The sequence below is a fragment of the Pontibacillus sp. HMF3514 genome, from assembly GCF_009858175.1.
In the GTDB taxonomy this organism is placed as follows: Bacteria; Bacillota; Bacilli; order Bacillales; family BH030062; genus Pontibacillus.
Genome location: NZ_CP047393.1, coordinates 391,220 through 404,713 on the forward strand (window position 1 = coordinate 391,220; position 13,494 = coordinate 404,713).

Consider the following 13,494-nt stretch of genomic DNA (forward strand, 5'->3'; position numbering starts at 1 on the left):
AACTAAATGTGCAAAAATTTTTTTCGAATATTTACAATTATTTATAAATAATTTTGCGGTTAGCTGTTATTGCATGACAATAAACATATCTAGAAGTATAAGGATGGGATATAATGGCGAAAAATAACGCAAAAGACATCCAATCATTGACTAAAATGAATAAATTATATGAAAAACTAGTTAATGAAGTAGATGTTGGTATTCACGTAATAAACGAAAAAGAAAAGACAATTGTTTACAACAAAAAAATGATGGAGATTGAATCAATGGCGAGTGAGGATGTACTCGATAAAAATGTGTTGGATGTTTTTATGTTCAGAGAAAGTCAGAATAGTACACTTATTAAAGCATTAAAGATGGGGGAAACAACCAGAGACATCAAACAAACCTATTTTAATAATAAAGGAGAAGAAATTACCACGATTAATAACTCCTTTCCCATTAAAGAAAATGGAAAAATAACTGGGGCTATTGAAATCGCAAAAGACATAACTCAACTGGAAAGAGTCATTAAAGAAAATGTCCTCAATAAACAAAATAAAAAATTCACCTTTGACCAGATTATTGGACAAAGCAAGTTGATTCAGAGCGTTGTGGATGAAGCAAAAAGAGCGACACGAACATCATCATCTGTGCTTGTAGTAGGGGAGACTGGAACTGGAAAGGAATTATTTGCTCAAAGTATTCATAATGGCAGTAACCGATCAAGTGCTCCTTTTATCTCTCAAAACTGTGCGGCCATACCAGATAGCTTAATGGAAAGTTTATTGTTTGGTACAAAAAAGGGAGCTTTTACCGGGGCAATAGATAGACCTGGTCTGTTTGAACAGGCTGATGGAGGCACATTGCTGTTAGACGAAATCAACTCGTTAGAGCCTTCCCTTCAGGCAAAACTTCTAAGAGTAATTCAAGAAAAATCCATTAGAAGAGTAGGGGATATGAAAGATAAAAAGGTTGATGTACGTATAATAGCTACCATTAATGAGGACCCCATTGATGCAGTTGCGAACAATCGATTAAGAAAAGACTTATATTATCGACTAAGTGTTGTCACCTTATTTATACCACCTCTTCGTGACAGGAAAGAAGATGTTATGATGCTGACTCAGTCATTTATAGATAAATATAATGCTTTGTTTAGTATGGATGTAAAAGGGATAAGTGGAGAAGTTAAATTATTGCTTCAAAAGCATGATTGGCCTGGAAATGTACGGGAGCTGGAACATATGATAGAAGGGGCGATGAATCTAATTATGGGGGAGACAGTTATATCCACACAGAATCTCCCCGGATGGTTTCGTGGTAGATACCTTACAGACGAAGAACCAATTAATCAGAAAGATACAGGTGATCTATCTGAAAGCTCAAAAACACTTCGTGAAAAGATGACAGAAGTAGAAAAATACTATGTTCAACAAGTACTTGAGAAAAACGGAAATAACATTTCAAAAGCTGCAAAAAATCTTGGCATTAGCAGGCAAAGCTTACAGTACAGATTAAAGAAGTTTGATTTATGAGTTTGAAATGTTTTGTATATAGCAGAGAATAAGAGTTTACATTGAGAATACGACTGGCATTCCACAGCTTAGAACCAGTCTTGTTACAAGAGTACGTTTTACTACCAATACCTCGTAGTATATAATTAAATGTCAAAGCTGAACAAAAGATAGGAAGTTTCTTATGAATAAACGAAAACACAACGGATATAAAAAATCCGGAAACAAGCCAAATAGATCTGGAAAACCGAATAAGAAACAGCACAATAAGCGTGGGAATCAACCAGATGCCAAACACAATAGGAAGCATAAGAAAGTAAATGCGCCCCAAAGTGGCCAGAAAATCGCAACAGCAAAGGTGACTTGCTCCGGTCTGACCAGCGAGGGCATAGGTATTGCCCAGTGGGAAGGGAAGCGGTTGGAGGTGGCGGATCTACTTCCTGGTGAAACGGCAGAGGTCATGGTGTCTAAAAAGGGGCAGTATGTGTACGGGGATCTAAAGAAGGTCATTACGCCATCTAAAGATCGGGTCACGCCTCCATGTCCGTATTACTACGAGTGTGGTGGATGTCAGATTCAGCATATGAGCGATCAGGCGCAAGCTCGTTTCAAACAGGACACCGTAGCTTCTCTCATGAAACCGTTCGGAAAACCGGATTCTATTTTGACAATGGATCATCCATATGATTATCGAAATAAGAACAATCTAACATACGGTATGAATAAAGACCGTCAAATTATTGGAGGACTGTACGCCCAGAACTCTCATGAAATCATACCGATTGATAAGTGTTTGATTCATGATCCGAAAGCAGATGAGATCGCGAAGACTATTCAGGGAATGATGAAGTCCTTTAAAATGCAGCCTTACAATGAAGACACAGGGCGTGGCTTCCTTCGACATGTATTAGTCAAGGTGGGCAAGTTCAGTGGAGAGATCATGGTGGTATTGGTTGCTGCGTCACCTGTGTTCAAAGGGAAGAATAATTTTGTTAAAGCCCTTAGAAAGGCTCACCCAGAAATTACGACCCTCTTGCATAACGTAAATACCCGGAGCGACAGCATGGTATTAGGTAATGAAGAAAAGGTTCTATTCGGCAAGGGGACCATAACAGACACCCTTTGCGGAATGGAGTTCGAGATCTCTGCGAAATCCTTCTACCAGATCAATCCTGTTCAGACGGAAAAGCTCTATTCTAAAGCGATTGAAATGGCGGATCTAACTGGAGAGGAAACCGTGATTGATGCGTACTGCGGAACAGGTACGATCGGTATTGTTGCCAGCCAAAAAGCTGGTAAAGTTATTGGTGTGGAGCTGAATAACGATGCGGTAAAAGACGCAATTCGCAACTCAAAGCGTAACGGTGTAAAAAATGCCCGATTTTATCAGGGCGATGCCGGACAGTTCATGGTGCAGATGGCAGAACAAGGTGAAAAAGCTGACGTAGTCATTTTAGATCCGCCACGAAGCGGAAGTGACGAAGCATTCTTGTCCAGTGTGGTAAAACTGAAGCCGAAGCGGGTCGTGTATGTGTCCTGTAACCCTGAGACGCAGGCGCGTGATTTGAAGTACTTAGATAAGAACGGATATAAGGTTGTAGAGATTCAGCCAGTGGATATGTTTCCGCAGACGAACCATGTAGAAAGCGTTGTGAAATTAGTAAGGAAATAAGAAGCAGGAGCCCGTTAAAGGGTTCCTGTTTCTTTTTAATTATTAGGGGATTAAATCAATATTGACTTTTATTTTTACAGTTTTCATTTCCCTAGTAGCTAGCCTTATGCTGTTTCAATCAATAACATTAATTTTTTGGTTTTCGTATAAGGTCTTAATGTTTGTATTGACTTGTTCTGTGATTAGGTGGGTTAAGTTATCGGCTGGACAAACGATATGGTTAGAAATCGTATCCAATTTATCAGCTGTAACCATACCGATAATTTCTGTAGAGACAGATGCCATTTTTCGTTTTACTGCGGCCTCTTCCAAGCTTGGTACACTAATACCTATTTGAGGGTCTATTTTATATATTCCCATAATATATAAATCCGCTCTCATGTTATTTAATGTTTCTGTAGTATCTATCCCCAAATTAACCATTGACTGCTTAAATAAAGTGCCACCGATCATAATAACTTCAACTTCAGTGTGATTTGAAAGCGCCATAGCGATGGGGGGGCTGTTTGTTATTATAGTCCCTTTTAAAGACAAAGGTAGCTGTTGTACCAACTGTAAGTTAGTAGTTCCACCATCTATCAATATCACCATATCGTCTTTAATAAGATCTAAGGCTTTCGAGGCCAAATTCGTTTTTGTTTCATTATACATTTCTTGTCTAGTAGAAAAATCCTCGACTGGTGGTCCTTTTCGTAATGCTCCACTATGTACTCTCTTAATAAACCCTTGATTATCTAACTCTTTTAAGTCTCTACGAATCGTATCTTCTGAAACAGATAATCTTTTACTTAGATCACTTGCAATAACTTTGTGCTCTTCATTTAATATATCAACAATTTTTTGTTGCCTTTCTTGTTTAAGCATAGACGTATTACTCCTCTGTTAATTTCTTAAATTGTATCATATATTACAGTTATATCAAATTTAAACGCGTATAAATGGGCAGATAAATGCAAGTTAATGCTTTTGATAATCAAAAAAATGCAAAAACATGCTTTACATCATCAAAAAAACGCATTAATATGGTGTTACACGCAAAAACAAGCAAGCAAGGAGGCAGAAACATGCAAAACCATGTAACCATTGCGCCATCAATTATGTGTGCTGATTTATGTAATTTAGAAGAAAGCATTAGAAAAATTGAGAGAGCGGGACTTGATACTTTACACATTGATGTTATAGATGGATCGTTTAGTCCAAGTATGCCACTAGGTATTTCTACAATAGAACAGTTGAGAAAAATAACGGATATGAACTTTGATGTTCATATTATGTCTAATGATAATGAGTTTTTTATCCAAGAGATGCTCCGAATTGGAGTTCAACAAATAACATTTCATCTTGAAACGACTACACATGTTGATCGCTATATTAATTTAATTAGAAAATATGATACCAAGGTTGGAATTGCGCTTAATCCGGCAACTCCTTTATCCGCCTTAGATTATGTATTACCTCAATGCGATACAGTTTTATTAATGTTAATTAATCCTGGCTTTGCAACTGATAAAGGTGAAAAGCAAGTACCATATGCTACACAAAAAGTGAAAGATCTATCTAATTTAATAAATTCAAATAATTTAAACACGAATATAGAGGTGGATGGACGTGTTTCTTTACATACCATCCCTGAACTAGTGAGTGCTGGTGCAGATATTTTAGTAGCTGGTAGTACGAGTTTATTTGAACCTAATCAAGGATTAGAAGAAAACAAAAAAACAATAGATGAACTTATAGTTAAGGGATTAAATGAGGAGGTAAAATAAAATGGCTAGTTATGAAAACGTAACCAATATAATTACAAATGAATTGTCAGCTACTTTATCTAATATTAACCACAATGATGTAGAGAATTTAATAGATGAGATCAATAAGGCGGAAAAAGTATTTTTCGTAGGAGTGGGCAGAGTTCTATTATCATTAAAATCAATAGCAAAACGGTTAGCCCATCTTGGGGTTAAAACCTATGTTGTTGGTCAAACAACTGAACCAGCCATAACGGATAAAGATTTACTTATAGTTGGCTCGGGGAGCGGTGAAACAGCATTCCCATTAATTATTGCAAAGAAGGCAAAGCAATTTAATGCGTCTGTTGCTCATATAGGTACAAATCCGAATAGTTCTATGTCTGAATATACAGATTCTTTCGTTAGAATTCCTACTAATTCAAAACTAAATAACCCTGAAGAAGTACACTCTGAGCAACCAATGAAAAGCTTGTTTGAACAAAGTCTATTATTATTGGGAGACGCAATTGCATTAATGATGGTTAAAGAGAGAAACATTGAAATAGAGTCTCTTTGGGAGTATCATGCGAATTTAGAATAATAAAGGGACCGTGTACAGAACGAACGGTTAGTAAAAAGGAGGGGATTATATGAAAGCGCTACATTTTGGAGGAGGAAATATTGGACGAGGGTTAATAGGTTATTTGCTTAATAAAACGGGTTTTGAAGTATGTTTTATAGATGCAAACCAACAATTGGTAGATAGTATTAATGATTACAACAACTATTTAGTAAAACTACTAGATGAAGATAATACAGTAGAATCCATTTCTCCTGTACGGGCGTTGCATATTAGTTCCCAAGCAGAAGTGGTAAATGAAATCATCGAATCTGATATCATTACCACTTCTGTAGGAGTTAATAATTTACCGAAAATAGCTCCTATCATTTCTAAAGGTCTATTAGAGAGAGCACGTTTGAATAAAGGTAAAATTGATGTCATCGCAAATGAAAATGCGATTAATGCTACTTCCATACTAAGGGAAGAGATTGCAAAGAATGTTACTGATAGTGAGATGGCGTCTATCCAGACCTTTGTTGGGTTTCCTAATTCGGCTATTGATCGACTTTCTCTTTCTGGTGAAACGGATGAAAATGATAGGGGAGTTGCGCTTGTAGAACCTTACTATGAGTGGGTTGTTAATAAATCTGAAATGGTTAATCCAGAGATACTTTCTCTGAAAGATATTACTTTTGTCGAAAGTTTAAAACCATATATAGAACGAAAATTATTTATGGTTAACATGGGTCATGCTACAACAGCTTATATTGCATTTTTAGAGGGATATAAAACCATTCAGAGTGCATTAAAGGATCCAATAATTGAGAGATTCCTAAGGGAAACTCTCAATGAGGTTAGTGGTTATTTTATTCAAACATACAATGTTCAGATTTCTGAAATGACCGAATTTATTGAGCAAACGTTAGAACGTTTTAAAAATGACAATATAAGTGATGATATTTTTCGAGTAGGTAGAGCTCCAATCAGGAAACTCGGTTATAATGAGAGGTTGGTTAAACCACTTAGAAGCAATTATGATTTAGGTTTATCAATCGATAATTTAACATTAGCTGTAGCCGCATCTTTGTTATTCGACAATCCTGATGATGAAGAGTCTGTCACTCTCCAATCCTTTATCCAGGATCATGGGGTAGATGAAGCTATATCTCACTTTACACAAATAGAGAACACTACAATTAAGACTAAGATAAAAAATAATTATGATCGATTAAATAAGGGAAGCTCAATAAGCACATTAGTAAGCTTGAACGAAAGGTGAGGGTAATATGTTAAGTGAACATTTAAAAGGAAATGTCCGTTTTTTACAATCCGTTAATTCATGGGAAGATGCGATTCGAGAAGCAGCTTCTCCTTTGCTGGAAAATGGATCTATAACTTCTAAGTATATTGATGATATGATTCAAAGTGTAAATACAAATGGTCCGTATATCGTAGTTGTTCCAGAGATTGCATTACCTCATGCAAAAAATGAAAACAGCGTAGAAAAAACTGGGATATCTTTCTTGCAATTGCAAGACCCTGTATTCTTCCCAGAAGACAAAGAGGTAAAAATCTTATTTGTTTTAGCTGCAGAGGATAGCTCTGGACATTTAGATATAATATCTGATTTGTCTTCAGTGTTAATGGAAGAAGAGGTTAAGAATAAACTAAAAGAATCTAAGAGTGAGAAAGAGATTTTAGACTTATTAGACGAGGTTGAATAGGTTTTAGGATGAATATGCACAGCTAATAAAATTTTGTATTTTTTGTAAATTCATTAAGTGATAAGAAAGGCGTGAATAATATGTCTAATTCAGCGACTTCAGCTAGCATTGCTGGGGGGAATACTCCATCCACCCGTGCAAAGGTCCAAGCTTTTGGTGGATTTTTGACCAATATGGTTATGCCTAATATTGGGGCATTTATAGCTTGGGGACTCTTAACAGCATTGTTTATTCCTTCAGGTTGGATACCTAATGAGGACCTCGCAAAAATCGTTGGCCCAGCAATAAATTACTTGTTACCGTTGCTCTTAGCTATTACAGGTGGTCGAATGGTAGGAGGCCAAAGAGGAGCTGTAATGGGAGCTATTGGGGCAATAGGATTGATAGTGGGATCAGATATACCAATGTTCCTAGGGGCAATGGTGATTGGACCCTTAGGAGGATTGATTATAAAGAAGTTTGACAGTCTTCTTGAAAATCGAATACCTGCTGGATTCGAAATGATTGTTAATAACTTCTCACTTGGTATCTTAGGATTCTTATTAATGATAGTTTCTTTCTATTTTGTTGGTCCAGTTATAGAATCAGCAAATAATTTTGTAACATCAGCAATTGAAGCATTAGTAGCTACTGGACTATTGCCTTTGCTTTCTCTCATTAATGAGCCTGCTAAGGTATTGTTCTTGAATAACGTAATCGATCAAGGGATTTATTATCCTTTGGGAATGCAAGCAGCTGCAGAAACAGGGAAGTCCATTTACTTTACAGTAGCTTCTAATCCAGGTCCAGGATTAGGACTATTGCTAGCGTTTACTTTGTTTGGTAGTAATACTTCTAAACGAACGGCTCCAGGTGCAATGATCATTCATTTCTTAGGAGGTATTCACGAGCTGTATTTTCCATACGTATTAATGAAACCCCTTACAATTATAGGTATGATAGGAGGAGGTATGACAGGGATAGCGGTTTTCGAACTATTTGACGCTGGCCTTGTTGCAGGACCAAGTCCTGGCTCTATCTTCGCCTATTTAGGGTTAACGCCTAAGGGTAGTTTTATTGGAATTATTGCAGGGGTCTTGGCTGCCGCAGTAGTAACATTCCTCATCACATCCGTTATATTGAAAATGGATAAAAGTACAGATGATGACGAAAATCTTTCCGAATCTATTGAAAAATCTAAAGCAATGAAGCAAGAGGGAAAACAAGTCTCTCAAGATAGTAATCAAAATCAAGAACAAGATATTGAAAAGATTTCTTTTGCATGTGATGCAGGTGCAGGAAGTAGTGCATTAGGTGCCACAGCTTTTAGGAAAAAGCTGCAAAAGAAAGGTATAGAGGGTATAGAGGTAAAACATTATAGAATAGAAGATGTTCCTCAAGACTCCAATATAGTTGTTGTTCATAAAGATTTATTAGATCGAGCGAAAATAGCTCATAGTGATAAGGAGATTATAACTATAGAAAACTTTATTGGTGACCCTAATCTTGATGAGTTATTAGACAGATTAGAGAATATAAGTAAATGATTTGGTGGATTTAGGGGATTGTTGTTATAAATTTTGGATGGGATACCAAAAAGCATTCTTTCCTTCTATAGAAGCTTGGCTCTTGTCGAAGCACAAAAACCCCCCTACATGGTATTTGGTCATACCCATTATACCATGTAGGGGGTTTTTAATTCTTTCTCTAATTGATAAGCAAATAATAAGTTTTTGGACTTTTTACTAGTCTCGAACCTTCCCCATATTATTCAGTGTTTAGTATGTCAATGGCGTTTTGAACTCTCTCTTCTGTTGGGGGTGAAATGTGTTCGAGCTTGTATTCTAGCCCTAAATTAGTCCACTTAAATACGCCGAGCTGGTGATAGGGAAGTACTTCAATCTTTTCAACATTTGAAAGTAATTGGATGAAATTGGATAGTTCATATAAATATTCATCGTAGTCATTTATGGTTGGAACAAGGACGTGACGGATCCACACGGGAATGTGTTTATCCGATAAATAGTGAGCAAGGTCTAATATGTGCCCATTCGGTAAACCTGTTAATTCCTTGTGCTTAATTGTATCCATGTGTTTGATATCCAATAAGACTAAGTCCGTTAATCCTAGAAGTTCATCTAAGTGTTGTAAAAAGTAAGGAGAACGATTAAAACACCCACCAGAAGTATCAATCGTCGTATGGATTCCAAGCTTTTTCAGCTCACGGAATAACTCAACTAAAAATTCAATTTGAATTAATGGTTCTCCGCCACTTACTGTTACTCCGCCATTTGAAGCCTGGAAAAAAGGGATATAATCCTGGATGTCATCAACAAGCTCTTGTACCGTCTTTTCCTCACCATGGTTAAGATTCCATGTATCTGGGTTATGACAGAATTGGCATCTTAGGAGACACCCTTGTAAAAAAATTACGTAGCGAAGTCCTGGTCCATCAACGGTTCCGCAAGTTTCAATAGAGTGTATACGTCCTTTCATGGTTTTGCACTCCTTACTATTAAATAATCTTACATACTTTCGTGGAACGTTCGGTTTATTACATCAATTTGTTGTGCTCTGGTTAGCTTTATAAAGTTTACAGCATAACCAGATACACGAATGGTTAACTGTGGATATTCTTCTGGCTGCTCCATAGCGTCTAATAGGGTATCACGGTCAAAGACGTTTACATTTAAATGATGCCCGCCTTTCATTACATACCCATCAAGCATTCCTGCAAGGTTAGCACGGCGCGTTTTTTCATCTTTGCCAAGTGCTTTTGGCACAATGGAAAAGGTGTTCGAAATTCCATCCAGAGCTTCTTCATATGGAAGCTTAGCTACAGAGCTTAAAGAAGCGAGTGAGCCGTTCTTGTCACGACCATGAAGTGGGTTGGCCCCTGGTGCAAATGGTTCACCTGCTTTCCGTCCATCAGGTGTGTTTCCGGTTTTATTTCCGTAAACCACGTTTGATGTAATCGTTAAGATGGATTGTGTTGGCTTTGAATTTCGATAGGTATATTGTTTGCGTATTTTGTTCATAAAACGTTTGACAAGATCAACAGCAATACTGTCTACCCGGTCATCGTTGTTTCCGTATTTAGGGAAATCACCTTCTGTTTCGAAATCAATCGCTTTTCCGTGTTCATCTCGGATCACTTTTACACTTGCATACTTAATAGCACTAAGTGAGTCGGCTACCACCGACAAGCCAGCGATGCCACATGCCATTGTGCGAATGACTTCACGATCATGTAATGCCATCTCAATACGTTCATAACTGTATTTGTCGTGCATGTAATGAATAATATTGAGGGAGTTGACATAGAGACCAGCTAACCAATCAAGCATAAGGTCATATTTTTCCATCACTTCTTCAAAGTTTAAGGAATTAGATGTAATCGGTTTAAAAGCTGGGCCAACTTGTATGTTTAACTGTTCATCGACCCCACCATTAATGGCGTATAATAATGCTTTGGCAAGATTGACACGTGCACCGAAGAACTGCATTTGCTTCCCGATAGCCATAGCAGATACACAACAAGCAATACCGTAATCATCTCCATAACTTTCACGCATGAGATCGTCATTTTCATATTGAATGGAACTTGATTTAATGGACATAAAAGCGCAATATTTTTTGTATGGTTCTGGTAGTTTCACTGACCATAGAACAGTTAAATTGGGTTCAGGTGCAGGTCCTAAGTTATCTAATGTGTGTAAAAAGCGATAAGAGTTCTTCGTGACAAGTGGGCGGCCGTCATGTGCAATTCCAGCTAAAGATTCTGTAACCCAAGTAGGATCTCCACTGAATAGTTCATTATATTCTGGTGTCCGTGCAAATTTCACAAGTCTTAGTTTCATCACAAAATGGTCCACTAGTTCTTGGGCTGCTTGCTCTGTTAGAACTCCATCTTTTAAGTCACGTTCGATATAAATATCTAAAAAGGTAGAGACACGACCAAGACTCATAGCAGCACCATTTTGTTCTTTAATCGCTGCTAAGTAGCCAAAATATAGCCATTGAAAGGCTTCTTGAGCTGTTTTGGCAGGGTTGGAGATGTCAAAACCATAGGATTCACCCAGTTGCTTCAGTTCATGAAGTGCACGAATTTGCTCGGAGGTTTCCTCTCGATCACGGATGATATCTTCTGTCATCGTTCCATTTCCAATCAGTTCAAGCTCTTTTTTCTTTTCAGCGATGAGATGATTAACACCATAAAGGGCGACTCTTCGATAGTCTCCGATAATTCGACCACGGCCATATGCATCAGGAAGCCCTGTAACGATTCCCGCCTTACGTGCTAGCTTCATTTCAGAGGTATAAGCATCAAAAACTCCCTGGTTATGTGTTTTACGATATTCAGTAAATATGTTCTCTACTTCTTTATCAAGTTCAAACCCATAAGACTCAGCAGCGGCTACTGCCATACGAATGCCGCCAAATGGTTGCAAGGATCGCTTAAATGGAGAATCTGTTTGAAAGCCAACAATCTTTTCTGTATCCTTGTTAAGATACCCAGGTCCATGTGATGTGATGGTAGAAATAATTTTTGTATCTAAATCCAATACGCCCCCATTCTTCCGCTCTTTTTCAGTTAGATCCATGACTTGATTCCATAATGCAAGAGTATTAGAAGTCGGTCCTTGTAAAAACGATTCATCTTCTTCATAGGGAGTAAAATTTCTTAGGATGAAGTCACGAACGTCGATTTCTTGCTGCCATCTTCCTTTTGTAAACCCTTGCCAAGCTGAATCCCGCTTTACTTGCTCTACAGTACGCATTTAAATAACCTCCTTAAATAATACGAAATATTGCTCAATGATTCACAATGTTTTCGAAGATTGAGTAATGTTCTCAAGTTTCTACCTTTATTATATAGGAAAATTGTGGATGGTAGTGTAAGGGTGATCACAATTAGTTCGTTTTAAGAAAAACGTTAAAAAGTATTCAAAGAAAAGTCATCGTTTGTTCATTGTAAACATGAGCACTAAATGCAGTGCCTGTCTCCCCCATTCTTTAAAAGTAATAACACAGAGGTCATCCGGGATTGTTTTTTTAGTACCACTTGACTTTTCCCCATAAGAAGCATGGTAAGATACCATTAGGAAAACGTAGGAGGAACTGACAATGACAAGAAGGCTTTACTATGAAGATCCATATAAGATGGAATTCGAATCTAAGGTTATAACAATAGATCAAGACAAGCATGGTCCTTATGTGGTGTTAGAGGAGACAGCGTTTTACCCTACCGGTGGTGGACAACCATTCGATAAGGGAACATTGAATGGAATTGAAGTGATTGATGTAGAAGAAGTGGGTGGCGAGGTACGTCATTATACGGATGGAATAATATCATCTGATACGCAAGAGGTTCACGGAATCCTTGATAAAGAAAGACGTATCGACCATATGCAGCAACATTGTGGACAGCACATCATTTCAGCCATTTTTGATGATCAGTTCGACATACCAACAACGAGCTTTCATTTAGGAAAAGACACGGTGACAATTGATTTGGATACGGAAAACCTATCCGAAGACCTTTTGCAAAAAGCTGAGGCTCAAGTTAATGGTGTCATCCATAAAAATTATCCAGTTGAAATAAAGTGGATGACAGGGGAAGAGGCGAAGGATTACCCACTGCGTAAGTCTCTTGCCGTTGAAGGTGATGTTCGCCTGGTCATTATTCCAGAGATTGATTACAACGGATGCGGTGGAACACACCCTAGATCAACTGGTGAAGTAATGGCAACGAAGTTTCTAGGATGGACAAAAAATAAGAAGCAGGTACGTTTGGAGTTCGTCTGTGGTTATCGACTTTTATCTATGTTCGGGCAGAAGCACCGAGTATTAACTGAAATGAAGCAGCTTATTCCAAGGCCGGAAGATCAAATGGTAGAAGAAGTCGATCAGTTAATCAAAGCAAGTAAGGAGAAAGATAAGAAAATCACTGAACTTGAAGAACAAATGCTTAAGTATGAAGCACGAGATATTGTCATGGAGTCACAGGGGAATAAAGTGATTCAACGTGTCTTCAAGGACCGCTCGATCAAAACGCTCCAATCTCTAGGGAAAGAAATGATCGAAGAAGTGCCGGATGCTTACCTCATCTTGGTGAGTGAACAAGAAGACCAGCTACAGTTCGTACTGGCTCATGGAGTAGAAATCAATCAAAACATGAATGATGTCGCCAAACAAACCATGCCTCTGATTGAAGGAAAAGGAGGCGGAAAGCCGAATTTTGTTCAAGGTGGAGGCAAAAGGTTAATAGACGGAACAGACTTCGCTAATCGAGTGAAAGAACAGTTATCAGTATAGATGAAGGGTCCTAGTG

The 13,494-nt window shown here is 37.8% G+C and carries 11 protein-coding genes; 8 read left to right on the forward strand and 3 right to left on the reverse strand.

All coding sequences use genetic code 11. From position 1 onward, the window contains the following. The first annotated feature begins 113 nt into the window (after positions 1-113). Both GS400_RS02145 and rlmD read left to right on the forward strand, forming a co-directional pair. Complete coding sequence (locus GS400_RS02145; RefSeq protein WP_160098594.1) at positions 114-1,517, forward strand: sigma-54 interaction domain-containing protein; 1,404 nt, start codon at positions 114-116, stop codon at positions 1,515-1,517. A gap of 163 nt (positions 1,518-1,680) precedes the next feature. Then, positions 1,681-3,168 (forward strand): 23S rRNA (uracil(1939)-C(5))-methyltransferase RlmD, encoded by a 1,488-nt coding sequence (gene rlmD, locus GS400_RS02150; RefSeq protein WP_160098596.1) that lies wholly within the window; start codon positions 1,681-1,683, stop codon positions 3,166-3,168. Positions 3,169-3,282: 114 nt separating this feature from the next. Here rlmD and GS400_RS02155 read toward each other — a convergent pair whose 3' ends face one another. Beyond that, the gene (locus tag GS400_RS02155; RefSeq protein WP_160098598.1) at positions 3,283-4,032 is read right to left on the reverse strand and encodes a DeoR/GlpR family DNA-binding transcription regulator; all 750 of its coding nucleotides are present in this window, start codon (positions 4,030-4,032) and stop codon (positions 3,283-3,285) included. A 200-nt stretch (positions 4,033-4,232) separates the two neighbouring features. Between GS400_RS02155 and GS400_RS02160 the strand changes: the two genes are divergently transcribed. From GS400_RS02160 to GS400_RS02180, 5 genes are all read left to right on the forward strand, one after another. Further along, positions 4,233-4,934: a ribulose-phosphate 3-epimerase gene (locus GS400_RS02160; RefSeq protein WP_160098600.1), complete on the forward strand. Its 702-nt coding sequence runs from the start codon at positions 4,233-4,235 to the stop codon at positions 4,932-4,934. Between the two features lies 1 nt (position 4,935). After that, positions 4,936-5,496: a 6-phospho-3-hexuloisomerase gene (hxlB, locus tag GS400_RS02165; protein ID WP_160098602.1), complete on the forward strand. Its 561-nt coding sequence runs from the start codon at positions 4,936-4,938 to the stop codon at positions 5,494-5,496. A gap of 49 nt (positions 5,497-5,545) precedes the next feature. Beyond that, positions 5,546-6,736 (forward strand): mannitol-1-phosphate 5-dehydrogenase, encoded by a 1,191-nt coding sequence (locus tag GS400_RS02170; protein WP_160098604.1) that lies wholly within the window; start codon positions 5,546-5,548, stop codon positions 6,734-6,736. 7 nt (positions 6,737-6,743) lie between these two features. Next, the gene (locus tag GS400_RS02175) at positions 6,744-7,181 is read left to right on the forward strand and encodes a PTS sugar transporter subunit IIA (RefSeq protein WP_160098606.1); all 438 of its coding nucleotides are present in this window, start codon (positions 6,744-6,746) and stop codon (positions 7,179-7,181) included. Positions 7,182-7,261: 80 nt separating this feature from the next. After that, on the forward strand, positions 7,262-8,707 hold the full coding sequence (locus GS400_RS02180; RefSeq protein ID WP_160098608.1) for a PTS mannitol transporter subunit IIBC: 1,446 nt from the start codon (positions 7,262-7,264) through the stop codon (positions 8,705-8,707). 220 nt (positions 8,708-8,927) lie between these two features. Here the strand turns inward: GS400_RS02180 and pflA are convergent, their stop codons facing one another. Together pflA and pflB are read right to left on the reverse strand one after the other, a co-directional pair. After that, positions 8,928-9,656, reverse strand: a complete 729-nt coding sequence (gene pflA, locus GS400_RS02185; protein WP_160098610.1) for a pyruvate formate-lyase-activating protein — start codon at positions 9,654-9,656, stop codon at positions 8,928-8,930. A gap of 29 nt (positions 9,657-9,685) precedes the next feature. After that, entirely contained in the window at positions 9,686-11,941 is a 2,256-nt protein-coding gene (pflB, locus tag GS400_RS02190) for a formate C-acetyltransferase (RefSeq protein ID WP_160098612.1), read from the reverse strand. Between the two features lie 346 nt (positions 11,942-12,287). On the opposite strand from pflB, the gene GS400_RS02195 reads away from it, so the two are divergent. Then, a complete protein-coding gene (locus GS400_RS02195; protein WP_160098614.1) occupies positions 12,288-13,478 on the forward strand; it encodes an alanyl-tRNA editing protein in 1,191 nt (396 codons plus the stop codon). The last annotated feature ends 16 nt before the right edge of the window (positions 13,479-13,494 follow it).

What these genes read in the sequence shown, in the direction of transcription:
- GS400_RS02145 (WP_160098594.1), top strand. Translation starts at nt 114, where the DNA reads ATGGCGAAAAATAACGCAAAAGACATCCAATCATTGACTAAAATGAAT.
- rlmD (WP_160098596.1), top strand. Translation starts at nt 1,681, where the DNA reads ATGAATAAACGAAAACACAACGGATATAAAAAATCCGGAAACAAGCCA.
- GS400_RS02155 (WP_160098598.1), bottom strand. Translation starts at nt 4,032, where the DNA reads ATGCTTAAACAAGAAAGGCAACAAAAAATTGTTGATATATTAAATGAA.
- GS400_RS02160 (WP_160098600.1), top strand. Translation starts at nt 4,233, where the DNA reads ATGCAAAACCATGTAACCATTGCGCCATCAATTATGTGTGCTGATTTA.
- hxlB (WP_160098602.1), top strand. Translation starts at nt 4,936, where the DNA reads ATGGCTAGTTATGAAAACGTAACCAATATAATTACAAATGAATTGTCA.
- GS400_RS02170 (WP_160098604.1), top strand. Translation starts at nt 5,546, where the DNA reads ATGAAAGCGCTACATTTTGGAGGAGGAAATATTGGACGAGGGTTAATA.
- GS400_RS02175 (WP_160098606.1), top strand. Translation starts at nt 6,744, where the DNA reads ATGTTAAGTGAACATTTAAAAGGAAATGTCCGTTTTTTACAATCCGTT.
- GS400_RS02180 (WP_160098608.1), top strand. Translation starts at nt 7,262, where the DNA reads ATGTCTAATTCAGCGACTTCAGCTAGCATTGCTGGGGGGAATACTCCA.
- pflA (WP_160098610.1), bottom strand. Translation starts at nt 9,656, where the DNA reads ATGAAAGGACGTATACACTCTATTGAAACTTGCGGAACCGTTGATGGA.
- pflB (WP_160098612.1), bottom strand. Translation starts at nt 11,941, where the DNA reads ATGCGTACTGTAGAGCAAGTAAAGCGGGATTCAGCTTGGCAAGGGTTT.
- GS400_RS02195 (WP_160098614.1), top strand. Translation starts at nt 12,288, where the DNA reads ATGACAAGAAGGCTTTACTATGAAGATCCATATAAGATGGAATTCGAA.